We start from the raw sequence: 24,302 nt of genomic DNA on the forward strand, positions 1-24,302 counted from the left end.
CGCCGATGCATACCGCCATCCATCGCTATCGCGCCGGCATGCCGCAGCTCGCGCACACGGGGCTCGCGGAAAACTGGCTGCTCAAGGAGTGCGGCCAGCGCCACTGGGACGCGCTGGCCGCGCATAGCGGTCGCGACGCGCCCGAGTTCTTCGACGACGACGGGCGGCGTGCCTATGCGTCGTTCGTCGCGGTGCACGTCGACATTAACCACCGTCACGCGATTCGCGAGAACGACACGTTCGCGCTGCATGTCGCGCTTCACCGGGTCGGCCCGATTCGTCACTTCAGCGAACAGCGGATCCGGCACGGCGACCACGAAGCAGGCGTCGTGCGGATGATGTCGACGTTCGTGACGCGCGAACACGCCGGCAGCAACCGCTCGGTGATGAAGGCGCGAATGACCGGCGTCGACGGCCGCACCGGGCCGGTCCCGGCCGATGTGCTGTCGATGGCGGAACGCGCGAAGCAGTTGCGGAGGCGGGATGCGTCGATCGTGCCGGCGCTCGCCGGCCTCGCGGAGGGCGACGGCGCAAGCGTGTCGTTCCTGCCGTGCCCGAACACGGATTTCAACGGCGCGGACCTGCTGTACTTCGCCAGCTTCCAGGCCTTCGTCGACCGCGCGGAATGGCAGCATTACCGCTTCGCGCACGCACCGGTGCTGGCGGCACGTCAACTGTACTTTCATGGAAATCTCGACATCGGCGATGCGTTGACCGTGCGTTTCGTGCGTGCCGGACCCGATGCGGGCGGCCTGCTGCACTGGAGCGAAATCCTGCGCGACAGCGACGGGACGAAGATTGCCGATGTCATCACGCAAAAGCACTGGAGCCGGGCATGAACGAAGCGGCAATCATGGCGCCGGACACCGACGAGGAGCGCGTCGCGCCGAACGATCGACGCGCGCGCACGGTGCCGCTGCGCAAACTTTACACGCAGCGCGATCTCGAAGCCGTCGCGCATCTCGGCGGCATGCCCGGCGCGTGGCCCTATGTGCGCGGCCCATACGCGTCGATGTATACCGATCGCCCATGGACGATTCGCCAATACACGGGGCATGCGGACGCGGCGGATTCCAATCTCGCGTTTCGCACCGCGCTCGAGCAGGGCGCGCAGGGGCTGTCCGTGGCATTCGACCTGGCGACACAGCGCGGCTACGACTCGGATTGCGCCGACGCGCGGGCCGACGTCGGCGTGGCCGGCGTCGCGATCGATACGGTCGAGGACATGGTGCGGCTGTTCGACGGCATTGCGCTCGACGCCACGACCGTGTCGATGACGATGAACGGCGCGGTCCTGCCGATCATGGCGGCGTTCGTCGTGGCCGCCGAGGAGCAGGGCGTGCCGCCCGAGCGGATCGGCGGGACGATTCAGAACGACATCCTGAAGGAATACATGGTCCGCAATACGTGGATCTTCGGGCCGGCGCCGTCGATGCGGATCGTCGCCGACGTCGCGTTGTGGCTGGCCGAGCATGCGCGGCGCTTCAATGCGCTGTCGGTGTCGGGATATCATTTCCAGGAAGCCGGCGCCGATGCCGTGCTCGAACTCGCGCTGACGCTGTCGAATGCGCGGGCGTACGTCGACACGCTGGCCGCACGCGGGATGCCTGCGGATGAAGCCTGCTCTCGGTTGAGCTTTTTCTTCGGCGTGGGCAGCGATTTCTATACGGAAATCGCCAAGCTGCGTGCGGCGCGTCTGCTGTGGGCGGAGATCGCACACGCGTGCGGCGCGCGCTCGCCCCGGGCGTGCGCGCTGCGCATGCATTGCCAGACATCGGGCTGGTCGTTGACCGCACAGGAGCCGGAAAACAACATCGTTCGCGTGACGGCGCAGGCGATGGCCGCGGCGTTCGGCGGCACGCAGTCGCTGCACACGAATGCGTACGACGAAGCGCTTGCGCTGCCCTCCGCGGCGGCGGCGCGCCTCGCGCGCAACACGCAGCTGATTCTGCAGCATGAAACGGGACTGTGCGACACGGTCGATCCGTGGGCCGGTTCGTACATGATGGAATCGCTGACGGACGGCATCGCGACCCGCGTGCGCGCCGAGCTGGCAGCCATCGACGCGCAGGGCGGCGTGATCGCCGCGATCGAGTCCGGTTGGGTCAAGCGGCGCTTGCTGCATGCCGCGGCCAAGACGCAGGCGCAGGTCGATTCCGGGCGCCGGACCGTGGTCGGCGTGAACCGTTTCGTCGCGAGCGATCCGACGGGTGAATTCACGGTGCGCGAGATGGACGGTCGTCATGTTCGTGCGGGGCAGGCGCGGCGAATCGCAGCCGTCAAGGCCGCGCGCGACCCGGCGCGGGTGGACGCGGCGTTGCGGCGGCTGGCCGACGCGGCGCGCGACGGCGGCGGAAACCTGCTCGCATTGGCGATCGACTGCATGCGGGCACGTGCGACCGTCGGGGAGTGTACGCACGCGCTGGAATCGGTATGGCCGCGACATGCCGCGGCGGTGGAAGCGAATGGCGAGGGTGCTTACGGCGACCATCGCGGAGGCGACGCCGCATGGCGGGCGGCGAAGGGCCGCGTCGGCCGGCTGGCGCAACGTGCGGGACGCCGGCCGCGCATCGTGATCGCCAAGCTCGGCCAGGACGGACACGACCGCGGTGCGGCGGTGGTCGCAGCCGCGCTCGAGGATGCCGGATTCGACGTCCTACGCCTGCCGCTTTTTCAGCAACCGGCCGCCGTGGCGGCAGCCGCGCAGGCGCATGGCGCCGATATCGTGGGCGTTTCGTCGTTGTCGGGCGCCCACCGCGAGCTCGTCGAAGGGCTGTTCGACGAACTGGCATTGCTTCGCGCCGGGATTCCGGTGGTGTTGGGCGGCATCTTTCCCGCCGCGGATGCGCGGCATCTGAAGGCGAAGGGCGTCGCGGCAACTTTCGGGCCCGGCACACCGCTCCACGCGATCGCACAAGCGCTGTGCGCATGTATCGAGCAGGCTCGGTGTGCACGCCCGGCGGACGGCGCGAGCTGATGCGGGTCGGGCGGCCGTTCGTGCGACAGAGGTCGCATTGAACGAACGGATGGTTGGCGTCGCGTCATGCGATCACGGCGACGTCGTCTGCCACACGCACGCCTTGGCCGGCATCGAGCACGAACAGCAGATTGATTTCCGCTTCGACGAGCCGCTCGCCATCCGCGAGAACGCGACGAGGGTCGCGCCGGACATGCCGGATGTGCCGCGCCGCAACCCTGCGCGGTCGGTGCGAAGCCGAAATATTTCCTCCGACCCTAAATAAACGATAATAGTTATGTTGGGATGGTGCGAATTCGGACCGAAATATCGTATTTGACATAATTGTATCTAGCGAAATTTTCGGTGCAATAGAAAAATTGAAATGTCGTAGTTCGTGTTTCGGCAGCCTGTTGCCTCAGGAGGACGAGCACTCTCGCCGGCAATCGGCGCTGTTCTCACTACGTCGATCGTCGTTTTGGCTGGCCTGCCGCGGCCGGCGCGTCCGGTGTCTCTTGCGTCACGGCCCGCGCAGGCTTGTCGGCACGCAGGCCTTGAAACGACGGGTGCCGGAGCCGGCCGCCCTGCGTCCATTCAAGAAACGCCACTTCGGCGACGAGCTCCGGCTTCAGCCAGTGGAACTCGCGATCGGCTTCGGGTTCGGGCGCGGTCGCAAACGGCGGCCGCTTGCGCACCAAGGCCGCCAGGCGTTCCTCGAACTCCCGTGCCTGGCGGGGCGTCAAGCGCGGCGCGACGTCTCCGACGTAACGCAGTTGGCCGTCCTCCTCGTACACCCCGAGCAACACCGCCCGCACACCCGCGGCCGCGCCCTTGCGACGCGAGAAGCCGCCAATTACGAACTCCTGACGCTGGGTGCATTTGAGCTTGATCCAACGGTCCGAACGACCGGGGCGATACGGCGCGTCGACCTGCTTGCCGATGATCCCCTCCAGCCCGAGCTCGCATGCCGATGCCAGCATGGCATCGGGCGCCGCGTCGATCGCTTCCGAGAACCGGACCTCCGAGCCGAGTATGTCGCCGATAACCGCGCTGAGCGCCGCTCGGCGTTCGCGCCACGGCTGCGGCCGTAGATCGATGTCACCAAGCCACATCAGGTCAAATACCACCAGTGAGATGCCGGCTGTCCGCCGCCGATCGAACGCGTTCTGCAGGCGATTGAAGCTTGGGCGCCCTTCCGCATCGAACCAGACGGCCTCGGCATCCAGCCAGGCACGCTCGACCGGCAGCCGCTGCAGGAAAGACTGCAGGTGCGGGAACCGGGTCGTCCAATCGTGGCCGTTCCGGGTGAAGATCCGTACGTCGCCGGCGTCGATCCGCGCGAGCATGCGGTATCCGTCGTATTTGATTTCGTATGCCCATGTGCCAACCAATGGCGGACCGGATGCCAGGACGGCGAGCGCCGGCTCGATGAATGTCGGCATATCGCTCGTTTGTACACTGGGTCGGCGACGGCCCGGTTCGCTCGACTTCGTCCACCTGCCCATGGCTGCCTCCCTCGCAAGTCGCGAAAAGCACGCAAAGGCCCGCAAAGTATGTGCCTGGTGCGGCCTATAGTGAGGTGAGCCGGGAGTCCGAAGGAGTTTTGTGGCTCGCAAGTCTGCCAGAGGGCATCGTTTCGGATAGACGCTCGATCGTGAAGTTCCAGAGGCTTCAACCGACATGCAGGACTACCGAGAACGGAGGAAGAGTGAATCGCGTATACCGCAACGAGCGCGCCGAATACGGCCCATGCTCCTATGCGAGACCCTCGACGATCGCGGCCTTGATGCGCTTCGCTTCGATTATTCGTGACCGCCGTTTATGCGATATATCGTGTTGTCAATGTCTGCTTGCGCTTGCTTTAGGTGGGCACACAGGCCTTGCTGCTTTCCTGAGTCGCCGCATTTGCTCTCTGCGATCGCCATCTGAATCTGTTCATTCGCAGCGCGAGCGGCCGACAGCTGCGATTCTTTTGCATCGTCGGACGCTTGATGCTGGCTGCAACCATATCCAATCACCGCAAGTAGCGCAACGATGTATGCGGCGGCTCTCATTGTTCTTGTTTTCCGTTGTTACAGAGGCAAACCGGCGACCGAGTACACACGGACTGCCGAGCGCGGAATAGCAAAGCGTTCGATGGCCTTCCCAGTCTGAAGTGGCAACACCAACAGCCGGTGCATGAAAGCGCCTCCGCTCGGGTCGACATGCGCGAATAACCGCCCCACAAGCTCACGGTTCTGTAGCGGCTCATCAACAACCACGATGTCGGCACCGTTGAGATCGAACATAGGATAGTGGCCGACCGCTGCATCTCGCGTTTGCCCCTCGAAGGCGACTTCAACCTTGTCCTTGACCAGGAGAGTGTGGCTGTCCACGTAGGCCACCCTAGCGGTCCTTTGCGCGCAGCATGCTTCCGCCCATTGCTTCAGCGATATCGTCTTGCCTGTTCGAGACGCACCGACGATCGCAAGTACCTTCGTTGTTCCCAGACAGTCGCTAACGAGGTCCGCCACCATCGCTGGTGTAAGAGTTACGTGGTCCACCTGATTTTCCTGTTTTCCGATTCAAAGAGTAAGCAGCTTCACGGCACCGACGCCACCGAGAAAAAGCGCGACGACTCCCCAGGGCGGGAGGTGCATCGCGAGACCCAGTGCGCCACATGTGAATGCGAACACGACGCCGGCGACAATCTTTTCGCGTTGTATTTCGCGGTTCTGTCTTTCGGCCTCGTCGTAGCCAGCCTCTGCCGCTGCGAGCCGAGCATCTTGATCGACATTGCCGGCGCGATACGCTTTGCGTGCCGCGTCGCGTTCTTTCAAAGCTCGCAGCATGTTTTCTCTCGAAGCGCTCATGCTTTCCTTCCCTTCTTTATGCCGTCGTTGCTCGCGCCCAGCGCTGGCCAACGAACAGCAACAGTTCGGATTCGACTTTGCGGAGATCGAATTCTGCGCACTCGGCCGTGATCGCGCGTAGCGCTCCATCGTCGACGAGGCGTCCGGTGCAGCGCCAGTCGCTGATTTCTCGTACAGCCCTGGCCAGGATCTCATCCGACTGCCGATCAAGAACGTTGGTGATTCGCATGGTGCATTCCGATTTCCTATGCGTTCGGACGCAGCGCTCGGGCCGCCTCTCGAATCCGGCGGGCGGCATCGCGCGACGTGTCCGATACCTCCGTCCAGTCGTGATGCCACCACTCGATCACTGCGGCAGCGTCGGCCAACGAGCGCGCAGCGATCACGTCGCGAACCTGGTCAGCAACCTCATCCCACCATGCCACACCTTCACCATCACTTACGCGCGGATCGATTGCCTTGCGGTAGACCGCCTTAGCAGTGTCAAGAGTGATTTGCATTGTGTTTTCCGTCGTCTCACTGATACGCTTCATGGAGCAGCGCTCGAGCATCGATTTCGTCGGCGGTAAGCTGTCGCACGTCCTGGCCGTCGATCCGCCACTGGGTTCCATCGGAGAGGCGCGCGGTAAGCACGCCTTCGCGCCCCAGCACCGCGAAACCACGCGTTGCCTCTACGACTTCGGCGGCACTCGGATTGATCTTTCGGATCGCGGCGTCGGCCTGTTCGATCCACTGTTTGTTTCGCTGTATCAGATGCACTATGTTTTCCTATTCCCAAGTGCGAGGATCGCAAACTCAAATCCTTCCGAACCAACCGTCCCTCGCATACCCGCAAGACGCCCTTGGCCGTCAGCTCGCGGCCGGCCGATGCATGCGCATCAAGCGTTCATAACGAGCCTTGGCGAATGCAATGTAGGCTCGACCCACGGTGCGGCCGATCAATGTGTTCGAGCGCGAAGCCGTGAAGGAATAATGACCATGCTCGTCTCCATTCATTCCGAGGACCTTGCTACACTCGATAGCAGCGGAAAAATGCTCTCCATACCATCGATTAATTAGCGCAACGCTCACTGCGGTCAGTAGCGTAAGTAGCGTCGCAATCGAAATAGCCATCGTAACCAGAGTCATGACGTCGTTCTTCGAGGGTTATGCGGGCAGCTTCGACGGCACCGGCGACATGCCGTACATCGTCTTGCCGATTGTGACGTGATGCCCGTTGCATGCGAGAACAGCGCTCTCAGCGGCTTCCGTGGCAGCGATGGCTGCTACGAGTCCATCGCGCAGCTTCACCGCGTCAGCGAGCGTCAATTCCGTGGCAACGCCATCGAGCGTTATCACTACCGGATGCTGGACGATCCCGCCGGCAACTGTCCGCGCCAGAACTCCACCTTCAAACGTCTGTTCGTTGTACATGATGATTTTTTCGAGCAATTTGCTTAAGTCCGCTTGATTGCACGCGGTCGATCACGTCGAGCGCTTGCTCCCAGGCCCACCGAATGCCCGAAGTGCGCATATCTGCCGCCACCTCGGACAGGCCCACGCTATCAAGCATTCGTGCGTAGTCGTCGTTGTGGACCGCGCGTGCCGTGTCGCCTTGAGCGACAACCGGTTTGTAGACCAATGAGGCCCACGCCAACATCACGCCTTTGGCCTGATTCTCGAACGCCTCGCGATCGTGCCGATTTTGGCTGCCCCGGGGCCTGCGCCATGAACGCTTCAACTTGAAGCTCCGCGTGCCGAGTCAATTCCGCGTAAGTGAACCTGATTTCGTTCATGGCGTTTTCCGTTCTTAACGTCGACTTGCTGCGTCGATCGCGTCCGGATCGGGAACGGCGATGTAGCGGTGCCGCTCGCCTCGAATAGCGGCGCCGTTGTTACCTTCACTGACCAGAGCGCGGGCCAATCCTCGGTCCGCTACGTCATCGCGTACCAACTCGCGCCTGCCATCCGCTTCGACCAGCCAAATTTCAAACATATCTTTTTTGTTTGGGTCGTGACCGACCGAGACATGACGCAGCACACCGGTTTCGCAATTGCGCCACGCGTCACCGGCGAATCCGTCACCTCGGCTGATGCGTCGATCATGTTCCGGCGCACGTTCAAACGCTACGGCTCTCGGTGCTGCGCTCGCATGACTAGCGGCCTTCTCAGCTTCAGTGAGGATCTCGCTCATCGTGTTTTCCTAGACGTGTTCTCTAAGGTTCTAATCAGTGATGAGCGCGTCTCTGAGGTTGAGGTCGTAGCACTTCTCGACGTAGCGGGAGATTACTTCAACGATCTGTCGAAGGTTCCTCAGGTTCGCCTGGGCGGTCTCAAGGTCAGCGAGATTCCGTTCCGCCTCAATCGGGTGCTGCATTTCCTTTGTTATCCCGGCGATGATCAACGGGTAGGACTCGTGAATCCTCGCAAGATCGTCGAATCGTTCCAATTTTCCATCGGTCACATGACGGAGCAAGTAATTAAACTCGCGGACTACTAAGCCGTGAATTGAAAAGCCCATTTGACCATGGAAATCCATCCGCTGTTGAACCATCCATTCTTTGAGCTTACGTTCGCGTGCATGGTTCGATTGCCTTACCTTCCTTTCCAGTCTCCACTGACGAGGTGCATCGCCACGCACGAGCCAGTGGACCACGGCGACTGCTACGATAACCGCACTAATTTCAAATATCTGGTTCATATCTTCCTCGACGTCGCGCTCAGCGGACACGCTGTGTTATCTGCGTGCAGTGTGTCGATCACATCGAAACAAATTCGACGATACCTGCCGCCGCGGTTCCGATTACGGTACCGAAAGCGCACACTGCTACGACTTCCCACATCTTTCTTTGAGCAATTGCTCGGCGAATTGAGGCCTTGTCTGCGACCCCGGGCCCGATGAAGTATGCGGTGCGCCGTTCCTCATTGACGGAGGTACGCACCCTACCGTCCTCAATCGCCTCCGCCAATACTGAAGGCATTGGCAAATACGTCGCCAAGATCCATCGAATCGTCTTCATTCGTTCTCTCCCCGATTGTCCCTATCGTTCGCGTTCGGTTTCGAGCGCTAGGGCCGATTTCGACCCATGAGAATGCCGTGAATAGCGAGCCCAAACAGAGCGATGTTGAGCGCCATGCCTGCCGGCCACGAGATGACGCCGGTTCTCGCGAGAAGAATGCAGCCGATGGACGCCATCAGAAAGGCAAGGTACGACCATGGCGAAAATTCTTCGAGGAACTTGTCGATGTGTCGAAACATGTGACGGCCGAAGGTAAGATCGCAACGATTCATCGGGTTGCTAGGGGCGTCGTGTGACGCTAATCGTACTCGCTGAGCATTTTTTGTATGCCCACAGGCCCCGAATAGCCTCTCCGTCTGACCATCGATCACTTTGCGGATGGCGTCCTGCGAGGTTCTCGAGCCCAGACAAAACGACGACAAGCAGGACCCCTGCTTGCGAGGCCGTCTGTCCCTGGAGTGGAAAGACGCAAACTACCGCCGCTGCCAGAAACGTTGCTCCTACCCCTGCAGCGTACACCGCGATGCGCCGTGGCCGGGATATTGGCAGCCATTTGAATTCGACGTGACCGGTGAATGGCAACGAACCAAGCAGGAGCCGGAAATTCGGGCCGAACTGAAGGGCCAAGCGCTTTCCGCCACCAAGTCTAAGCTCCGAAACGGGCATGCCGAAGGCGATCCCCATCAGCAGATGCCCGAGCTCGTGGATGACCGTCGATACCGGAACGGAAAGCCAAGCTGACGCCACTATCATGAGCGCAGGGTCGCGATACGCAGGATAGAGATAAGCTGCAGTCGCGCTTGCGTAGATAAGCAAAATTGTGACTATGGCTCCTACGCTGAAGGAGCATATTCGACTGAGTTTTCCTGTCGCTATCCCGTCCACCGGTTACATGACCCAGAAGTATGAAGCGGCAAGAAGTCCCAACGCTACGCTGACGGTTGCGGCCGCGATCAAGACGAGCCGATCGCCTTCTCGCAATGGGCCGTTTTCGTTCCAGGCGGTTACGGTGAACGCCGTCGCGGCCAGGTAGGCAACAGTAAGCGTCAGAAAGGCCGCGACACCGTTCTTCGGCATCGGGTGCCCAAACATAGAGCCGATCGAGAACATCACTACGAATGTCGAAATCGGAAGTGAGAGTGCGATCAAGCGCGTCACGCCTCCGACCCGAACGCCATCCATGGTCTCAAAAATTCTCTTGCTCATCGTGGTCGTGTTTGACATTCTCAGTTTCTCCGTAACTGGAATCGGATTGGAACAACGCGATGGTAGTCCATTCGTGTGCGCCCGTTTTTCCAAAAGCTGTATGAAATGAGCCCTCTTTCGAGGGTTGCGAGAGGCTGGCAGCTTGTAGTAGTCGCCGGGGCCTTGGCGAGACCACGGAGCTGGTGTGCACATCAGATCCTATATCGGCAATTGTGATTCAAACTTGAGAGACCAGTGGGAAAAATCGGGCAACGAACCGATCATCCGTTACCATTCCGCTGTATTGCAATAACCCGGCGATGATCGTGATCAATGAACTACAAGACCTACAGGCCCAACTCCGTGAATTGAACATTCGGCTCGCGGATCTGAAGAAGGACGAGAAGCAGGCGTATTTGGCGGATGTCCAGGAACGCGTGGCGCTCTACGGCATCACCGAAGATGAACTTCTGCGCGCGGCAGGTTTCCGGAAATCCCGCAAACCGCGGGCGCAAGCGAAGTACTACGACCCCTCTTCGGGTAAGCAATGGTCTGGATTCGGGCCGCGACCGAAATGGCTGGAAGGCAAGAATCTCGACGACTACCTGATCGAGCGCGCGGCGAAACCGTGGTGGCCCGGAGAGGAGGCCTGATGGCTCGCCCCCGCGACGATCGTGAGGGAGAATGTCCGGCGCTCGGCCGAACGTCGCGACAGTGGTAGGCCCACGCTCAAATCTTGCGGTACCCTGTCCCTGAACGGTTGCTTAGGGGACACGGCAATGTGCTATTCCGCAAAGATCCAAGCCAACTACCGGGAGTACGTGCGGCGCTATGGCGCCGACATGGACATCGAAACATTCAGGCGCATCTTCTTCGCGCGAGCAGCCGGGGCCGATATCAAGCTCCCGAAAGCGGTCGACGCCGCGTTCGCTGGTGTCGACGAAGAGATCACTGCCGCGATCGCCGCGTATCGGAGCCAGTGGACGCGGAAGCTGGAGACCGATCTGTTCGAGCAACGAGCGCGGCTTGCCGCGGCAGAGAAGAAGCTTGCCGTGAAGATCACGAAGAAGGCCAGCGAGGACGTCCGGATCGCCACGAACAAGATCGATGCGGCAGCGCGCGGGCTCGACGATCTTCGCCGTCAGGACCTGCAGGAGCGGGATTCGCGGATCTTCCCCGGCTGGTATGCGCCCGTCCTGATCGAACTCGACGGCAAACGCCTGGTCGTGCCGATGCGGTATCGATGCCGGATACCGGGCTGGACCGAAGCGGACGAAAAACAGAAGCCGGCAACTTATAACGCGCGCTCGGATTCGCTCGCCACGGCCTGGCGCAAGGTCTTCGGCTTCACGCATGGGCTCGTGCTCGTCGACGCTTTTTTCGAAAACGTGAAGCGCGACGGCCAGAATGTCGTGCTTCGCTTCGACCCAACGCCTCCGCAACACATGCAGGTCGCCTGCCTGTGGACCCGCACCGAGATCCCTGGCGCGGACGATTTGTGGTCCTTCGCGGCGATCACCGACGACCCACCGCTGGAAGTGGCGGCAGCTGGCCACGACAGGTGTATCGTCCCCATTAAATCCACGAATGTCGACGCTTGGCTCGCGCCGGATCCAAGCCGGCGCGCGCAGCTGCGCGAGATCCTCGCCGACCGCGAGCGGCCGTACTACGAGCACCAACTCGCTGCGTAAACCCGGGGGTTGGAGGGACGGTTATCTCTGGCATATACTGTATAAACATACAGGTATTTTGTGTAACCGACCCCATGCACCCCGCTCTCGTCCACCCTGAAGCCATACATCCAGCCCTTTGGCGAGCCAGCCAACTGGCTCGCTCGAGCGTGCGCGGCGTCGACACGGGCCATCCGGACCTGACAGCCGAACTGCCCGGCGGCGGCTGGCCGGCCGGCGCGCTGATCGAACTGCTCGCGCCGCAGCCTGGAATCGGCGAACTGCGGCTGCTGGCGCCAGTGCTCGCGCGCGCGGCCGGCAAGCCGGTCATGCTGATCCAGCCACCGCATGCGCTGCAACCGTTGGCGCTCGCGTATTGGGGCATCGACCCGTCAGGCTTCGTGACACTGCCGGCGCCGCGCACGGCCGACGCGCTGTGGGCCGCCGAACAGGCGCTGCGGGCCGGCACGTGCGCCGCCGTGCTGCTCTGGCAGTCGCATGTCCGCGCGGACGCATTGCGGCGGCTCAACCTGGCTGCGCAGAGCGGGCAGGCCCTTTTCTATCTCTTCCGGCCTGTCGCCGCCGCGCGCGACGCGTCGCCGGCACCCTTGCGGCTCGCGCTGGCGCCCAAGCGTGACGGCATCGACGTCACGTTTGTGAAGCGCCGCGGACCGGCGCGCGACACGCCGCTGTTCGTTCCCCTGTCCCCCTCGCCGATTTTGTTGAACCGCCATGGCAGTCTTTCTCGGCGTGCATTTATGCCATCTGACCCTAGAAGTGTTCCGGCCGCGATCGCCGGCGCCGTCGCCTGACGATGCGCGCGGACTCGTCGTGCTCGAGGGCGGCCGCGTCGTGGCGCTCGATCGCGCCGCGCGTGCGCTCGGCGTGGTCGCCGGCATGCGCCGCGGTGGCGTGCTGTCCCTCGCGCCGGACGCGCAGATCCGCGAGCGCGACGCCGCGCGCGAGCGCGAGCTCGTGCTCGGGGTTGCATATGCGCTCCTTCAATTTACGCCAAACGTCGTCGACGCCGACGAAGCCGTGGTGTTGCTCGACGTGACGGCGAGCCTGCGCCTCTTCCACGGCATCCGCGCGCTGCGCCAGCGCGTGCGCGACGTCGTCGCGTCGTTCGGCGTCACCGCGGCGATATCCGTCGCGTCGTCGGGCCCGGCCGCGTGGGTCGTTGCCCGCGGCCTGCGCGGCGGCCTTGCGCTGTCCGCCCGATCGCTGCGCCGCGCGCTCGCGCGCGCGCCGCTCGTCGTGGCGCCGGACGCGCGGCGCTACGCGAACTGGTTTGAGGATCTCGGCTGCGAAACGCTGGCCGATCTGCAGCGCTTGCCACGCGCCGGACTGAAAAAGCGCTGCGGCACGCAGCTGCTCGACTGGCTCGATCATGTCGCTGGCACCGCGCCGGCCGCCTACGACTGGCTCGAAATGCCGCCGTCGTTCGACACGCGTGTTGAACTGATGGATCGCGTCGAACACGCCGAGGCGCTGCTGTTCGTCGCGCGCCGGCTGATCCTGCAGCTGACCGGCTGGCTCACCGCGAAGCAACTGGACGTCGCCGCGTTCGCGCTGCTGCTCGAGCACGAGCGCGGGCGGGACGCGATCGCGCCGACCGAGATCGAGATCGCATTGGGCGCCCCTACCCGCTTCGAGGAACACCTGACGCGACTGATCAAGGAGCGGCTCGGCCACGTCGAGCTCGCTGGGCCCGTGATTGCGGTGCGCCTGGTCGCCCGCAGCGTGCAGGAAGCGGCCGCGCCGAGCGACTCGCTGTTCCCGGAACCCGGCGGCACGCCGCAGGATCACGCGCGGCTGCTCGAACTGCTGACCGCGCGGCTCGGCGCCGAGAACGTGCTCGTCCCGGCTCCCATGGCCGACTACCGTCCGGAGCCGGCCGCCCGATGGGTGCCGATGCGCGACGCGCCGAAGCCGGCGCCGCTGCCGGCGGATCTGCCACGCCCGGCATGGCTGCTTGCCAAGCCGGTGCCGCTGCTCACGCGCCAGCATCGCCCGTTCTACGGCACGCCGCTGCGCATGGTGTCGCCCGGCGAGCGCATCGAAGGCGGCTGGCAGGACGGGCAGACCGTGACGCGCGACTACTTCGTTGCCGAGGACGACCACGGCGTGTGCTACTGGATCTACAAGGAGCGGCCGACGGCCAGTGACGAAAGCGAATCCCGCTTTTTCCTGCACGGCCTGTTCGGCTGATCCGTCATGGACGCCGGCAGTTTCGGCGCCCTGCCCGCCTACGCGGAACTGCAGGTCGCTTCCGATTTCTCGTTCCTGCACGGTGCATCGCGCGCGGAGGAATACGTCGCTCGCGCGGCGCAGCTCGGCTACAGCGCGATCGCGATCACCGACGAGTGCTCGCTCGCCGGCGTCGTGCGTGCGCACGTTGAAGCGAAGGCGGCGAACATGCCGCTGATTATCGGCTCGCACTTCCGGCTGACGGCCGCCGACGGCTCGCCCGCGCTCGCATTCACCGCGCTGGCGATGAATCGCGATGGTTACGGCAATCTCTGCGAATTCATTTCGCTTGGTCGCATGCGCAGCAAGAAAGGCACGTACCGGCTGGCACCGCTCGATCTCGAGCACCCGGAAACGCCGTACACCCACCTCCGGAGCCTGCCCGACTGCATCGCGATCCTGTCGCCGGACTTCCCGGCCAACGAGCAGCGCCTCGACGCGCAGGTCGAATGGTTCGCGCGCGTGTTCGGCGATCGCGCATGGGTCGCGCTCACGTTGCATGCGCGTGCGATGGACGATATCCACCGCGGTGTCGTTGAACGCGTCGCCGCACGCCACGGCGTGCCGGTGGTGGCCACCAGCTGGCCGCTGATGCACGTCCGGTCGCGCAAGCCGCTGCAGGACGTGCTGACGGGAATTCGCGTCGGCCGACCGGTAACAGAGTGCGGGTACGAACTCGCGCCGAACGCGGAGCGTCACCTGCGATCGCGCCTGCGCCTGGCCAACCTCTACCCCGCCGGCGCGCTCGAGGAAACCGTGCGTGTCGCGCGGCGCTGCACGTTCTCGCTCGACGACCTGAAGTACGAGTATCCCGACGAACTGGTACCGGCCGGCACCGACCCGGCAACGTACCTGCGCGAGCAGACCTACATCGGCGCGCGGCGGCGCTTCCCTGCCGGCATCCCGGTCGACGTCCAGGCGCAGATCGAGCACGAGCTGCAGCTGATCGCCGACCTGAAGTACGAGGCGTATTTCCTGACCGTCTACGACATCGTGCAGTTCGCGCGTGAGCAAGGCATCTTGTGCCAGGGACGCGGCTCGGCTGCGAATTCGTCCGTTTGCTACTGCCTCGGTGTGACCGAGGTCGACCCGTCGCGGCAATCGATGCTGTTCGAACGATTCATCAGCAAGGAGCGCAACGAGCCGCCAGACATCGACGTCGATTTCGAGCATCAGCGTCGCGAAGAGGTCATGCAGTACATTTACCGCAAGTACGGCCGCGATCGCGCAGCGCTGACGGCCGCCGTCACGACGTACCGGCCGCGGAGCGCTTTGCGGGAGGCCGGCAAGGCGCTCGGCGTGGATCTTGCGATCGTCGAGCGCGTTTCGAAACAGCATCGGTGGTTCGATTCGCGCGATGATCTGCTGCAGCGCTTTGCCGAAGCCGGCCTAGATCCCGAAGCGCCGCTGAACCAGCAGTGGGCCGGATTCGCCGCGCAGCTGCTCGGCTATCCGCGGCACCTATCGCAGCATTCAGGCGGCTTCGTGATCAGCCGAGGCAAGCTCACGCGGCTCGTGCCAGTTGAGAACGCAGTGATGGAGGATCGCTCGATCATCCAGTGGGACAAGGACGATATCGAGGCCCTCGGCATCATGAAGGTCGATTGCTTAGCCCTGGGAATGTTGTCAATGGTGCGCAAGGCGCTCGAGATGATTTCCGAAAAACGAGGCGAGACTTTCGAACTGCAGGACATCCCGGCCGAGGACAAGGCGACGTACGACATGCTGTGCGACGGCGACAGCATGGGCGTGTTCCAGGTTGAATCGCGCGCGCAGATGTCGATGCTACCGCGCCTGCGGCCGCAGTGCTTCTACGACCTGGTGATCGAAGTCGCGATCGTGCGGCCGGGCCCGGTGCAAGGCGGGATGGTGCATCCGTTTCTCCGCCGGCGCCAAGGGCTTGAGCCCGTCACGTTTCCGTCGGAAGGCATGAAGAAGGCACTGGCGCGCACGCTCGGCGTGCCGATCTTCCAGGAGCAGGTGATGCAGGTCGCGATGCTGGCGGCCGGCTTCTCCGCCGGCGAAGCCGACCAGCTGCGCCGTGCGATGGCGGCATGGAAGCGCAAGGGCGGGCTCGAGCCGTACCACGAACGTCTCGTGAGCGGCATGCTGGAGCGCGGCTACGATCGCGAGTTCGCCGAGTCGATCTTCGCGCAAATCAAGGGCTTCGGCGAGTATGGCTTCCCGGAGAGCCACGCGGCGAGCTTCGCGCTGCTCGTCTACTCGAGCGCATGGCTGCGTCGACACGAACCGGCCGTGTTTCTGGCCGCCCTGCTCAACAGCCAGCCCATGGGCTTTTACACGCCGTCGCAGCTGCTGCAGGACGCGCGGCGTCGCGGCGTTGAGGTACTGCCCGTCGACGTCAACGTGAGCACATGGGAATCAGCGATCGAAGGGCCAACGACGTCGGCGCCCGTGCGCCTCGGCTTCTCGCTGTTGCGCGGCATGCGCGAGGACGTCGCCGGTCGCATCGAGCTCGCACGCGCAGCGCGACCATTCGTCGACGTCGCGGACCTCGCGCGCCGCGCGCAGCTGGATCGCCACGACCTGCAGGTGCTCGCGCGCGCAAACGCACTTCGATCGTTCGCCGGCGGCACCCGACGCGCGGCGCTTTGGCTCGCTGCCGCTGCCGTGCCTGATCGCGACCTGCTGCGCGGCACCGAACGCGACGACGCGGTGCCGGCGTTGCCTCAAGCGTCGGAGGGCCACGAGATCGTGACGGACTATCGCGCGATGGGCTTCACGCTTGGCCGGCATCCACTGGCGCTGCTGCGCGATCGCCTCGCGCTCGATCGCCTGCAGTCAGCCGAGCAGCTCGCAACGCTGCGTAGCGGCCAGCTCGCGCGCGCGTGCGGAGTTGTCACGGTACGGCAGCGGCCGGCCACGGCGAACGGCGTGCTGTTCATGACGCTCGAGGACGAGACGGGCACGGTGAACGTGATCCTCTGGCCCGGTCTGTTGGAGAAGTTCCGGAAGGAGGCGCTCGGCGCGGCGTTGCTCGCGGTCTACGGCGTGTGGCAGGCCGAAGGTCAGGTGCGGCACCTGATCGCGAGCAAGCTCGTCGACCGGACCGAGTTGCTCGGCGCACTGCCGACGACGTCTCGGGAATTTTGCTGATATGGCCGGCGGCGCACGATGGTTGGTGCCCGCCTCCGAGGCCGCACGTTATGATGGTCAATCGACAAACGTGTAAGGGGCACACCGTGGCGCTGGTAAATTTCTACAATTCGACGCCTTCGGACACACAAGTTGCTTCTGATCTGAGCAACGACGAAATCGTCGTGTTCACTCATTTGAGGACCGGCGGACGAATCCTTGCAGGTCGAGTGCAAGCGCTTGTCGACTTCGACGTCAATTTGCACCACGAAAACACCATTCCGAAGTGGAATGGAGAGGACTACTTTGTGATAGTGAAAGTCAGTTTTGGCTACAGCATTGTGCGCGAGAAATTACGCGCGATCGCGGTAGACTGGGCTGCAGCAGAATACCCCGATCAAGTCAGATACATCTAGATCGACCAGGGCTCGTCCATGTGCCGGACGAATGTCAGCACCAAGAGCCCAAGAGAGTGATCAGCTCTGGCGGCGTCGCGAACTCAGGTGGACACGTCGCCCACAAGCAGCGTGAAAAACCCTTCGCATGCGCTGCAGCGGAACAATCGCAACTGGCCAGGCTCAACCGATTTTCTCCGTGCAAAGCCATGTGGCTTGGCTGGCGCCTCCTGGCCACACTTCGCGCAGGGTAGGACCGGCCACGGTGTCTTGAGGCCCAGCTTGACCCGCTGCTCGTACTCGCCGGACGGATCCAGACGGAGTAGCCAAACCCTAAACCGCTTGACGATTCCCTTGATCGTTTCGGGAGTAGCGTCGAACGCTTTCGCCGCATGTGCCATAGGCCGCTGTTGCGAAAGCCAGGGCAGGAATGCGTCAAGCATTTCCCTGCGTAAGCTGTTAGCCAATGCAGTACGCGTGACCCGTGTGAACGTTCGTTCGCAAGTGCCGCAGTGATACACCGGCAGCCGCGGCAAGTCGCGTTGTCGAGAATCGAACCACGTGCTGCCGGACGCGCAATGCGGGCACGGCGGAACTGGATCAACCTCTTCCGACAACGATCGTGCGATCGCTGCTCTAAGATACGTCGTTAGCTCGGTATCTTCGACGTAGTGCCGCGGTAGAGGACTGTTCGAACGAAGCGGTTGTGCGAAATCGAATCTGTGGAACAGCGGCCTTGGAACTTCGGGCAAGGACACGTTGGCCACAGGAGAGCTTGGGGGTGTGCTCAACATGCCACCGTCGGCCGCCGTAAGAGCTGGCGTCGCCAGCCCTTCCCGACGGCGCCGTTCGATAACCGACATTGCCGGGTCGCGGACGATACTCACTTTGACCCTCGTGCCCGTTTCATGGTCTCCCAAAGGCCATGTTTTAGAACATTGCGGGCACTTGGCTCGGCGGCGGTGCCCGCTTGCGAACCCGCCGCTTAATAGCGGGCCGGTATAGCTGCAGCGAGGACAGATGCCCTCCGCTTTGTATTGCAAACCTAGGGTTACGCGCGCCGCCCAATAGTTATCCGGATCATGCAGTTCGATCAACTGCCGAAAGCGCATCAGCCATAATGCAATGGCCTCGTAATCCAGGCCGAGTCGGCGGGAGGCCTCCTCGAGAGGAATTGTCTGCGAAAGCAACCGGATAAAGTCCGGCATCTTGCTCTCGTGTCGCAACCCGGCCATCGGCGACCCCGTGCGACGGGTGAATCGCCGTTTGCACGCGAAACACTTGAATTGCGGCAGGCGCATTTGCCCGTTGGAACGCAAATGCAAGCTCGTCTGAGCGCTCAGGCAATGAGGACACGATGGTACAGGCTGCGTGTCGGTCGAGAACAGCTCCTCCCATAACGACATGACGAAAGCCGTCAGCGTCCGATCGTCCTCGTCGGTGAATGCGCGACGGCTTCTGGCAGTACGAGGTTGAGTGACATCGAACTCAAGCTCCGGACGCCCGTTGCCCATGTGCTCGTCGATTTGAGGCTGTCGAGAGAGGTTTGTCTTCACGCCGATGATTGCGCCTTTCGCCCACGGCAAGTGGTCCGGGAGTGCGACACTTTCGATGGTCGACCGGGGGCGGAAAAAGAGTTACTTGGGGACACCCCGTTGAGATACCGACCGATAGATCGCGAGCGGCAGTCGTAGGCAAGTATACCGACGTCGCAACATTGGCAGTATTGCGAAGGCGAAGTGACCGCCCTAGCGAATCCCGTTGCCCCAGTCGGACAGTAGCGGCAATTGCCCACCTAGCTATACGACCGCCGCGATTAACGTCTTTTCGATCCATGCGACCCGCCTACTGCTGAGTCGTCGCGCTCTGCAACGGCTCGCGAACAAACTGCGCACTGACCTTCTCCAGCGCGAGTGCCTCGCACTGCTGGCGGATCGCCATCTGCGCCTCTTTGGATGCCGGCCCTTCACGGCCGCCTGTCGATGCAGACTTGACTTTGGTTCGAATTGGTTAAGGTAGTCGATACCAACTTCCCAACCATGAATGGAGGAAACATGTCGACATACCAACAACTTCTCGCAAAGCGCGCCGCACTCGATGCGGAAATTGACGCCGCCAAAGGAGCTGTGCGGGAAAATGCTCTGAACGAGGTGCGCCAGCTCGTAAGCGAATTCGACATCAGTGCTCGGGAGGTCTACGGCGCCCGGGCAATGCGCAAGCGCGGCCGCGCAGACGCGAAGTATCGCGATCCCGAAACGGGCGCGACCTGGAGCGGCCGGGGCCGCCCTCCTGCCTGGATTGACGGCAAAGACCGCGCGCTCTTCGAGATCCAGCGCAGCGCCGCCCAGTCTTGAACCTTCGCGAAACACTGGATACATTCAGAGGGTGCCAGGCGCGGCTGCCACTCGCGATCTGCCGGGCGGCAGCCGCCGCTCCTTTTTCTCGCCGTTCCCTATGAACCTCGCCCCCACAGCTAATTGCCACGATCCGGAGTACGACCCGATTCGGTTCGGGTACGCGCTCGCGCTCGCAGCGGAAGATCTGCGGCGCATTGCGACTTCACTCACAGCACGCTATATCAGCGCCGGCCTTACCCATGATCTGAGCTGGCCGCTATTGCTCGAGATCGAAGAGCAAGCGTTTTCCGATTTGGCCTTTCAGAGTCGCAACGATCCAGCGATCGTCGACGCACTGCCACGCATCGGGCCGGCGACGCTGCCGGGCGTCGATTTCAGCGGCCTCGTCAACTGGAGTTGGTCGGATCCATCGCTGCCGATCGTCTATCGGTCCGTCCGAGAGCTCCTGATGGCCACTCCCACCTCTCAGAACGGAAGGGACGCGGCGTGAGCGACGTACCTCGTGGGCTCGACGAGCTGCGTATCGCTGTCCACGACGGTAACCGGATGAAGGGCCTCTCCTTTCTGCAGGCAAGGGGCGCGAATCGAAGATTCGCGCTATGCTTGGGGCAGCCAATATTCAGTATATAAGGTCAAATGGACGATCCGACTCTCTGGCTGTCGGCACCGACCGACGCTTACAAGCAGTGGCAACGCACCGAAGCGGCAGGCGCCGATCGGCGCGCTTTCTCCCCACGATCGATCGTCCAGCATGAAGCCATGTTCGAGCGCTTCATGCGCCACCTGACCGCAGCGCAGCGGACGCTGGCCACCTTCGGGCCAGACCACCTCGAATCGTTCTTCGCCGATCTCGATCGACGGTGCAAACCCGGCACCACCACACGCCTGCGGTACCAGAAGCTCCTCGATCGGCTTGGCCGGCACCTGGTCGACGTCGGTGTACGGAAAACGAATCCTGCCGCGGTCTATACCTTGACGCAGACGTGGCCGGAAGACGAGCCGGTTCCCATCTACCTCATCGAGGACGACGACTATCGACTGCAGGCTTCGATTCGATCCATCGACGGGCTCGACGATCGGGCGTTGCGCAACCGCGCGATCGTTGGACTTTTGCTGGCGACCGGTATCACCGCGCAGGAAATCCGGCAGGCGGCCGCCGCCGACCTCGACCTGTCGCCTGCTCGGCCGCACCTCCGTATACCGAAGCGCGGTCCGCGCGAAGCACGTCGGATCAACATCGAGGGATTCGCAGAGCCGGCGCTGGCGCGGTGGAGAAATCTCGCTGCGACCACCGACAGCCCGCTCCTGTTTCCATCGCCCCGTGCCGGCGGCCCGATGACGGACGAGATGCTCGGCCGGATCGTTCGGGACGAGCTGGTCGCGGTCGATATTCGCGTTCCCGATATGAGCCCGCGCACGCTACGCAACACTTTCGCTCGCCGCCTGCTGCTCGCTGGCAGGAGCAACGACGACGTCATGCAGATGCTGGGCCTCTCCAGTCAGCGGACAGTGATCCGCATTCGGGCAACGATATCGAGCGGGCTCCACGCGTGACCCCGACTTGACTTCCTTTGCACCTCGATAGTCTGAAAAAGCCAGCACGTTCGCTGGCTTCTTTCTTGTCGAGGCATTAATTATGGACTACGTATCTAAATATACGGGCCTTATCTATTTTGCGAAGGGTCGCATATTCATCTGCCGCTACCGGATGCTGAAGCTGACGTCGAATCCGAAGCAGGTCATCGTCCAAGTCGAAAATTACGACGGCCCAAAGGACGTTCTGATCCACGATCACAATGTTCGCGATGGAATTCTTAATCGCATCGCTGACCGTGAGCTGCCCGGCATCCCGTTCGACATGCTGTGCGTCGCGTTGACCGACTCGGACCAACACCACATCGTGTTCGTCGAGGCGGACCTCGAGGACTACATTCATCGTGGCCATCCTTACCAGCGAACGGCCGAGCGTGCCGCGAGGGGTCGTCATATCGAGCGAATCTCTATCGACTCCCGGAATCTGGTGGTCGGACGAGCGCGCCTCCAGACAACTGACGCAACACCAACACCGCCGGCGGACGACCTCGCGGCCATTCTGAGCGCCCCTGCCAGCGCGTAGCATGTTGGCTACGGGATAGGATGCCCCTGGCGGCGATCTCGTGCGCGAGGGAACTTCCGCAGTCAACTGCCGGGGTCGGGTCGGTCCCGGACCCGACATTGACGCACAACGATCCAGCGCGCTCTCGAAAGCTCTGGGCCGGGCTAAAGAAGGGCCGGAGAATACCGATATGCTGTACGTGGTCACGGCCGTGGGCCACGACGTGAAGACTAAAAGGGAAGAAGAATGGGGTTGAAGATCATCTCAGTTGTATTTACGCTCATTGGAGGCCTCCTTATCACCTCCGGGATGTATGCCCATCTGGAATTTATCGGGAAACTCGGGATCTCGCACGACGTGCAGGCGGTGACAGGCTTAATCCTTGCCGTTCTTGGTTTTTGCGCCCATTTGCTTTCAGGCGGAGAACTGCTTCCGTAAGAGCATCGGCCGCGACTGGCGCACCGTTGCCCTTTGATCACGCGGCATCCGAGGACCGGACCGTCTGATACAGGTGTGCGCCGTGCCCGAAAAAAAAGCCCGACACGTAAGTGCCGGGCTGTATGCAAGATCGCTTTTCTTCAGGCTGCCTGCGAGAATAGGTCGACGGGCGCCAAGTTGAGCATCGTGAGATGCTCAGAGTTCGAGATCGCCCTGTCGACGAGGAATCGATCAAGCTCGGCCGGCGTCAGGTTATAACGCTCGGCGAGATGGGCGAAATACTGCCCGCGCTTCGCCATCTCCTGATACCTGCCCGACATGCCGCCGGGCAGCGTCAAGATGCCTTCGTTTAACCAGAACCGGGCCGACTCCATCCCAGTGTGCTGCTGGGCCTTCACATACCAGGCAGAGTCGAAACTGCAAGTGACGAACGCGCAAGCGGCTTCGATGTCCACCTCGAACTGGTCGCTCTCTTCGAAATAAACGATCTGCTCGCCCGATTTCGTGCGTGCATAGCGGCTCGCCCGGGCCGGATGACGATAACGATTCCACTGTTCCGCCCCATAGTCGCGAAGGCCATCCGTGGGCACGTCGGCATCGTATGCGCCGACGAAGAACCACCCATGGTGTGGAATATCGACCTTCGGTAGTGGGTCGACGACCGGGACGTGGAAGCGCCGACCGAGGCGATGAATGTCGAACCAGACGGACAGCGCTGGAAAGGCATGCGGCGCATAGTGGTGCATCGAGAGGTAGAAATCGATCGCCACCAGCTGCGCCGGCGTGATCATCTCGAACTGCACGTCGCAAAGCGCTCGGTTTTCGGGCGTGTCAGGTATCTCGCCAGCAGCCAATCCGCCTTCATGCTGTACGGCGCGCTCGACCTCAAGCACGTCGAGCGTCAGTAGGTACTGCAGCAACCGGAGCCGTTCCCGATACGACAGGACATCCGGCCTGACTGCCAAGTATCCGGCGTCGCTTAGCTTCCGGCCGACGAGCTCGCGGCGACCAAGATCCCACTGGACCGCGACCAGATAGTTCCGGAATCGATTCAGCCCTTCCAGATGCTGGTGGCCCGTCTCCTTAACCATCGATTCCATCGAGCGATCGCGCTCGCCGGACACGCAACAGAATGCACAGCCGAATCGAGATCCGCACGCGGCGCGGGCGCCGCCCTCACCGAGAATTACCCCGCACGTTCCCTCGTTTCCAGCACGGTATAGATCCGACAGGCGCCGAATCGACTCGCTAGAGACGGGCGATGGAAAAGGGCGACCTGAATCGTCCGCGAAAAGTGCGAGCATCGTCCATACACAGTCGGTAGACCAGTCGGCGATCGGTGAAAACGTGAGGAATCCGTCCGCGTTCCGGACGGGTCTCAACGCATTCTCGTTGCGGGCCGCCATGGCCGTTGCGCGGCTGCCGCTTTCACCGAACCTGTTGCCGAGTACGGTAACGACTTCGCCCCTGCCACCGGTGGCCGCCAAACGCTCGAGTGCGATCCGCAACCGATTCTGCGGGTCGACCTTCCAGTCGGCCGCGCACGCACGAATCCGCTTCCCGTTCTTCACGCCGTTTTCCGGCGTGCGGGGAAGCGTGCCACGCCCGATCGTCGCAACGACAAACTGGGACGCCAGGGATGGCTTAGCGACGTGCACCGATACCGGCACGCCGGCATTCACAAAGGCGTCTCGAATCTCGTCGAGCATCACCTGCAGATGCCAATGCATGCTTGGATTTTCGATCGTCGTGTCGGCGCTCGTCACGAAGTGCTCGCGCGACACCTCCGCACCAGCGCGCCGCACCGCCTCCAGCATAAGGATCGCCGTGCACGTCGAGTCCTTCCCGCCGCTCAGCGCGTTCGAGAGCGTGAATCCCTGTCGAATCAGCGCGACGAGTGCCTCGATCGCCGACTCCATCTTCACCACAATTTCAGAGAACATGTACTGCTCCAGTAACGCAGGAACAGCCCCACACGGGAGCTGATCCCGCGTGGGTTGAGAGAAATG

At 62.6% G+C, this 24,302-nt stretch carries 30 protein-coding genes; 15 read left to right on the plus strand and 15 right to left on the minus strand.

From position 1 onward, the window contains the following. Positions 1–5 precede the first annotated feature (5 nt). Genes HWX55_RS20225 through HWX55_RS20235 form a run of 3 tightly spaced genes read left to right on the plus strand, consistent with a single transcriptional unit; the run spans position 6 to position 3,242 of the window. A complete protein-coding gene (locus HWX55_RS20225) occupies positions 6–839 on the plus strand; it encodes a Pnap_2097 family protein (RefSeq protein WP_175977025.1) in 834 nt (277 codons plus the stop codon). Then, positions 836–2,977, plus strand: a complete 2,142-nt coding sequence (gene scpA, locus HWX55_RS20230; protein ID WP_175977026.1) for a methylmalonyl-CoA mutase — start codon at positions 836–838, stop codon at positions 2,975–2,977. The genes HWX55_RS20225 and scpA overlap by 4 nt, the downstream gene beginning before the upstream one ends. A 37-nt stretch (positions 2,978–3,014) precedes the next feature. Further along, positions 3,015–3,242 (plus strand): hypothetical protein, encoded by a 228-nt coding sequence (locus HWX55_RS20235; protein WP_175977027.1) that lies wholly within the window; start codon positions 3,015–3,017, stop codon positions 3,240–3,242. A gap of 175 nt (positions 3,243–3,417) precedes the next feature. Here the strand turns inward: HWX55_RS20235 and ligD are convergent, their stop codons facing one another. The 12 genes from ligD to HWX55_RS20295 all read right to left on the minus strand — a co-directional run bounded on the left by ligD (position 3,418) and on the right by HWX55_RS20295 (position 8,807). Continuing rightward, on the minus strand, positions 3,418–4,398 hold the full coding sequence (gene ligD, locus HWX55_RS20240) for a non-homologous end-joining DNA ligase (protein WP_244140611.1): 981 nt from the start codon (positions 4,396–4,398) through the stop codon (positions 3,418–3,420). 630 nt (positions 4,399–5,028) lie between these two features. Beyond that, positions 5,029–5,499, minus strand: a complete 471-nt coding sequence (locus tag HWX55_RS20245) for a hypothetical protein (RefSeq protein ID WP_175977029.1) — start codon at positions 5,497–5,499, stop codon at positions 5,029–5,031. A gap of 21 nt (positions 5,500–5,520) precedes the next feature. After that, a complete protein-coding gene (locus HWX55_RS20250) occupies positions 5,521–5,808 on the minus strand; it encodes a hypothetical protein (protein ID WP_175977030.1) in 288 nt (95 codons plus the stop codon). A gap of 16 nt (positions 5,809–5,824) precedes the next feature. Beyond that, a complete protein-coding gene (locus HWX55_RS20255) occupies positions 5,825–6,037 on the minus strand; it encodes a hypothetical protein (RefSeq protein ID WP_175977031.1) in 213 nt (70 codons plus the stop codon). Between the two features lie 16 nt (positions 6,038–6,053). Continuing rightward, entirely contained in the window at positions 6,054–6,341 is a 288-nt protein-coding gene (locus HWX55_RS20260) for a hypothetical protein (RefSeq protein WP_244140612.1), read from the minus strand. Next, positions 6,325–6,567: a hypothetical protein gene (locus HWX55_RS20265; protein WP_175977032.1), complete on the minus strand. Its 243-nt coding sequence runs from the start codon at positions 6,565–6,567 to the stop codon at positions 6,325–6,327. The genes HWX55_RS20260 and HWX55_RS20265 overlap by 17 nt, the downstream gene beginning before the upstream one ends. Positions 6,568–6,657: 90 nt before the next feature. Then, on the minus strand, positions 6,658–6,936 hold the full coding sequence (locus HWX55_RS20270; protein WP_175977033.1) for a hypothetical protein: 279 nt from the start codon (positions 6,934–6,936) through the stop codon (positions 6,658–6,660). An 18-nt stretch (positions 6,937–6,954) separates the two neighbouring features. Then, positions 6,955–7,221 carry a hypothetical protein gene (locus tag HWX55_RS36155; protein ID WP_244140613.1) on the minus strand — a complete coding sequence of 89 codons (267 nt, stop codon included), beginning with the start codon at positions 7,219–7,221 and terminating at the stop codon, positions 6,955–6,957. Next, complete coding sequence (locus tag HWX55_RS20280) at positions 7,199–7,528, minus strand: hypothetical protein (protein ID WP_175977034.1); 330 nt, start codon at positions 7,526–7,528, stop codon at positions 7,199–7,201. The genes HWX55_RS36155 and HWX55_RS20280 overlap by 23 nt, the downstream gene beginning before the upstream one ends. 69 nt (positions 7,529–7,597) lie before the next feature. Beyond that, on the minus strand, positions 7,598–7,981 hold the full coding sequence (locus HWX55_RS20285) for a hypothetical protein (protein WP_175977035.1): 384 nt from the start codon (positions 7,979–7,981) through the stop codon (positions 7,598–7,600). Positions 7,982–8,011: 30 nt separating this feature from the next. After that, a complete protein-coding gene (locus tag HWX55_RS20290; protein ID WP_175977036.1) occupies positions 8,012–8,488 on the minus strand; it encodes a hypothetical protein in 477 nt (158 codons plus the stop codon). A 58-nt stretch (positions 8,489–8,546) separates the two neighbouring features. Then, the gene (locus tag HWX55_RS20295; RefSeq protein ID WP_175977037.1) at positions 8,547–8,807 is read right to left on the minus strand and encodes a hypothetical protein; all 261 of its coding nucleotides are present in this window, start codon (positions 8,805–8,807) and stop codon (positions 8,547–8,549) included. Positions 8,808–8,884: 77 nt separating this feature from the next. On the opposite strand from HWX55_RS20295, the gene HWX55_RS20300 reads away from it, so the two are divergent. Next, positions 8,885–9,103 carry a hypothetical protein gene (locus HWX55_RS20300; RefSeq protein WP_175977038.1) on the plus strand — a complete coding sequence of 73 codons (219 nt, stop codon included), beginning with the start codon at positions 8,885–8,887 and terminating at the stop codon, positions 9,101–9,103. 592 nt (positions 9,104–9,695) lie between these two features. Here the strand turns inward: HWX55_RS20300 and HWX55_RS20310 are convergent. Further along, the gene (locus HWX55_RS20310) at positions 9,696–10,031 is read right to left on the minus strand and encodes a hypothetical protein (protein WP_175977040.1); all 336 of its coding nucleotides are present in this window, start codon (positions 10,029–10,031) and stop codon (positions 9,696–9,698) included. 287 nt (positions 10,032–10,318) lie between these two features. Here HWX55_RS20310 and HWX55_RS20315 point away from each other — a divergent pair, with 287 nt between their 5' ends. The 6 genes from HWX55_RS20315 to HWX55_RS20340 all read left to right on the plus strand — a co-directional run bounded on the left by HWX55_RS20315 (position 10,319) and on the right by HWX55_RS20340 (position 17,424). Beyond that, the gene (locus tag HWX55_RS20315; RefSeq protein ID WP_175977074.1) at positions 10,319–10,645 is read left to right on the plus strand and encodes an H-NS histone family protein; all 327 of its coding nucleotides are present in this window, start codon (positions 10,319–10,321) and stop codon (positions 10,643–10,645) included. A gap of 126 nt (positions 10,646–10,771) precedes the next feature. Further along, on the plus strand, positions 10,772–11,683 hold the full coding sequence (locus HWX55_RS20320) for an SOS response-associated peptidase family protein (RefSeq protein WP_175977041.1): 912 nt from the start codon (positions 10,772–10,774) through the stop codon (positions 11,681–11,683). Between the two features lie 74 nt (positions 11,684–11,757). After that, positions 11,758–12,474: a translesion DNA synthesis-associated protein ImuA gene (imuA, locus tag HWX55_RS20325; protein WP_175977042.1), complete on the plus strand. Its 717-nt coding sequence runs from the start codon at positions 11,758–11,760 to the stop codon at positions 12,472–12,474. Then, complete coding sequence (locus tag HWX55_RS20330; protein ID WP_175977043.1) at positions 12,395–13,873, plus strand: DNA polymerase Y family protein; 1,479 nt, start codon at positions 12,395–12,397, stop codon at positions 13,871–13,873. Before imuA ends, HWX55_RS20330 begins: the two co-directional genes overlap by 80 nt. Positions 13,874–13,879: 6 nt before the next feature. Continuing rightward, positions 13,880–17,029 (plus strand): error-prone DNA polymerase, encoded by a 3,150-nt coding sequence (locus tag HWX55_RS20335; protein ID WP_175977044.1) that lies wholly within the window; start codon positions 13,880–13,882, stop codon positions 17,027–17,029. Between the two features lie 50 nt (positions 17,030–17,079). Continuing rightward, positions 17,080–17,424 carry a hypothetical protein gene (locus tag HWX55_RS20340; RefSeq protein WP_175977045.1) on the plus strand — a complete coding sequence of 115 codons (345 nt, stop codon included), beginning with the start codon at positions 17,080–17,082 and terminating at the stop codon, positions 17,422–17,424. A gap of 83 nt (positions 17,425–17,507) precedes the next feature. On the opposite strand, the gene HWX55_RS20345 is transcribed toward HWX55_RS20340, so the two are convergent. After that, the gene (locus HWX55_RS20345) at positions 17,508–18,959 is read right to left on the minus strand and encodes a DUF746 domain-containing protein (protein WP_175977046.1); all 1,452 of its coding nucleotides are present in this window, start codon (positions 18,957–18,959) and stop codon (positions 17,508–17,510) included. A 498-nt stretch (positions 18,960–19,457) separates the two neighbouring features. Between HWX55_RS20345 and HWX55_RS20350 the strand changes: the two genes are divergently transcribed. The 5 genes from HWX55_RS20350 to HWX55_RS20370 all read left to right on the plus strand — a co-directional run bounded on the left by HWX55_RS20350 (position 19,458) and on the right by HWX55_RS20370 (position 22,293). Further along, positions 19,458–19,757, plus strand: coding sequence for an H-NS histone family protein (locus HWX55_RS20350; protein WP_175977047.1), 300 nt, complete (start codon positions 19,458–19,460; stop codon positions 19,755–19,757). A 100-nt stretch (positions 19,758–19,857) separates the two neighbouring features. Further along, complete coding sequence (locus HWX55_RS20355; RefSeq protein WP_175977048.1) at positions 19,858–20,250, plus strand: DUF2471 family protein; 393 nt, start codon at positions 19,858–19,860, stop codon at positions 20,248–20,250. 146 nt (positions 20,251–20,396) lie between these two features. After that, positions 20,397–21,314, plus strand: a complete 918-nt coding sequence (locus HWX55_RS20360) for a site-specific integrase (protein WP_175977049.1) — start codon at positions 20,397–20,399, stop codon at positions 21,312–21,314. A gap of 82 nt (positions 21,315–21,396) precedes the next feature. After that, positions 21,397–21,876, plus strand: a complete 480-nt coding sequence (locus HWX55_RS20365; protein ID WP_175977050.1) for a hypothetical protein — start codon at positions 21,397–21,399, stop codon at positions 21,874–21,876. Between the two features lie 225 nt (positions 21,877–22,101). Next, positions 22,102–22,293, plus strand: a complete 192-nt coding sequence (locus tag HWX55_RS20370) for a hypothetical protein (RefSeq protein WP_175977051.1) — start codon at positions 22,102–22,104, stop codon at positions 22,291–22,293. 140 nt (positions 22,294–22,433) lie between these two features. On the opposite strand, the gene HWX55_RS20375 is transcribed toward HWX55_RS20370, so the two are convergent. Further along, entirely contained in the window at positions 22,434–24,236 is a 1,803-nt protein-coding gene (locus HWX55_RS20375; protein WP_175977052.1) for a phosphoadenosine phosphosulfate reductase family protein, read from the minus strand. Positions 24,237–24,302: the final 66 nt, after the last annotated feature.

This window comes from Burkholderia sp. BCC1047 (genome assembly GCF_902833155.1).
Classification (GTDB): Bacteria; Pseudomonadota; Gammaproteobacteria; order Burkholderiales; family Burkholderiaceae; genus Burkholderia; species Burkholderia sola.

Coding starts and splice junctions, on each gene's coding strand:
- HWX55_RS20255 (WP_175977031.1), bottom strand. CDS start 6,037: ATGCGAATCACCAACGTTCTTGATCGGCAGTCGGATGAGATCCTGGCC.
- HWX55_RS20310 (WP_175977040.1), bottom strand. CDS start 10,031: ATGTCAAACACGACCACGATGAGCAAGAGAATTTTTGAGACCATGGAT.
- HWX55_RS20360 (WP_175977049.1), top strand. CDS start 20,397: ATGGACGATCCGACTCTCTGGCTGTCGGCACCGACCGACGCTTACAAG.
- HWX55_RS20260 (WP_244140612.1), bottom strand. CDS start 6,341: ATGAAGCGTATCAGTGAGACGACGGAAAACACAATGCAAATCACTCTT.
- scpA (WP_175977026.1), top strand. CDS start 836: ATGAACGAAGCGGCAATCATGGCGCCGGACACCGACGAGGAGCGCGTC.
- HWX55_RS20290 (WP_175977036.1), bottom strand. CDS start 8,488: ATGAACCAGATATTTGAAATTAGTGCGGTTATCGTAGCAGTCGCCGTG.
- HWX55_RS20350 (WP_175977047.1), top strand. CDS start 19,458: ATGTCGACATACCAACAACTTCTCGCAAAGCGCGCCGCACTCGATGCG.
- HWX55_RS20335 (WP_175977044.1), top strand. CDS start 13,880: ATGGACGCCGGCAGTTTCGGCGCCCTGCCCGCCTACGCGGAACTGCAG.
- HWX55_RS20365 (WP_175977050.1), top strand. CDS start 21,397: ATGGACTACGTATCTAAATATACGGGCCTTATCTATTTTGCGAAGGGT.
- HWX55_RS20295 (WP_175977037.1), bottom strand. CDS start 8,807: ATGAAGACGATTCGATGGATCTTGGCGACGTATTTGCCAATGCCTTCA.
- HWX55_RS20370 (WP_175977051.1), top strand. CDS start 22,102: ATGGGGTTGAAGATCATCTCAGTTGTATTTACGCTCATTGGAGGCCTC.
- ligD (WP_244140611.1), bottom strand. CDS start 4,398: ATGCCGACATTCATCGAGCCGGCGCTCGCCGTCCTGGCATCCGGTCCG.
- imuA (WP_175977042.1), top strand. CDS start 11,758: ATGCACCCCGCTCTCGTCCACCCTGAAGCCATACATCCAGCCCTTTGG.
- HWX55_RS20320 (WP_175977041.1), top strand. CDS start 10,772: ATGTGCTATTCCGCAAAGATCCAAGCCAACTACCGGGAGTACGTGCGG.
- HWX55_RS20330 (WP_175977043.1), top strand. CDS start 12,395: ATGGCAGTCTTTCTCGGCGTGCATTTATGCCATCTGACCCTAGAAGTG.
- HWX55_RS20250 (WP_175977030.1), bottom strand. CDS start 5,808: ATGAGCGCTTCGAGAGAAAACATGCTGCGAGCTTTGAAAGAACGCGAC.
- HWX55_RS20340 (WP_175977045.1), top strand. CDS start 17,080: ATGATGGTCAATCGACAAACGTGTAAGGGGCACACCGTGGCGCTGGTA.
- HWX55_RS36155 (WP_244140613.1), bottom strand. CDS start 7,221: ATGTACAACGAACAGACGTTTGAAGGTGGAGTTCTGGCGCGGACAGTT.
- HWX55_RS20285 (WP_175977035.1), bottom strand. CDS start 7,981: ATGAGCGAGATCCTCACTGAAGCTGAGAAGGCCGCTAGTCATGCGAGC.
- HWX55_RS20355 (WP_175977048.1), top strand. CDS start 19,858: ATGAACCTCGCCCCCACAGCTAATTGCCACGATCCGGAGTACGACCCG.
- HWX55_RS20375 (WP_175977052.1), bottom strand. CDS start 24,236: ATGTTCTCTGAAATTGTGGTGAAGATGGAGTCGGCGATCGAGGCACTC.
- HWX55_RS20225 (WP_175977025.1), top strand. CDS start 6: ATGCATACCGCCATCCATCGCTATCGCGCCGGCATGCCGCAGCTCGCG.
- HWX55_RS20270 (WP_175977033.1), bottom strand. CDS start 6,936: ATGACTCTGGTTACGATGGCTATTTCGATTGCGACGCTACTTACGCTA.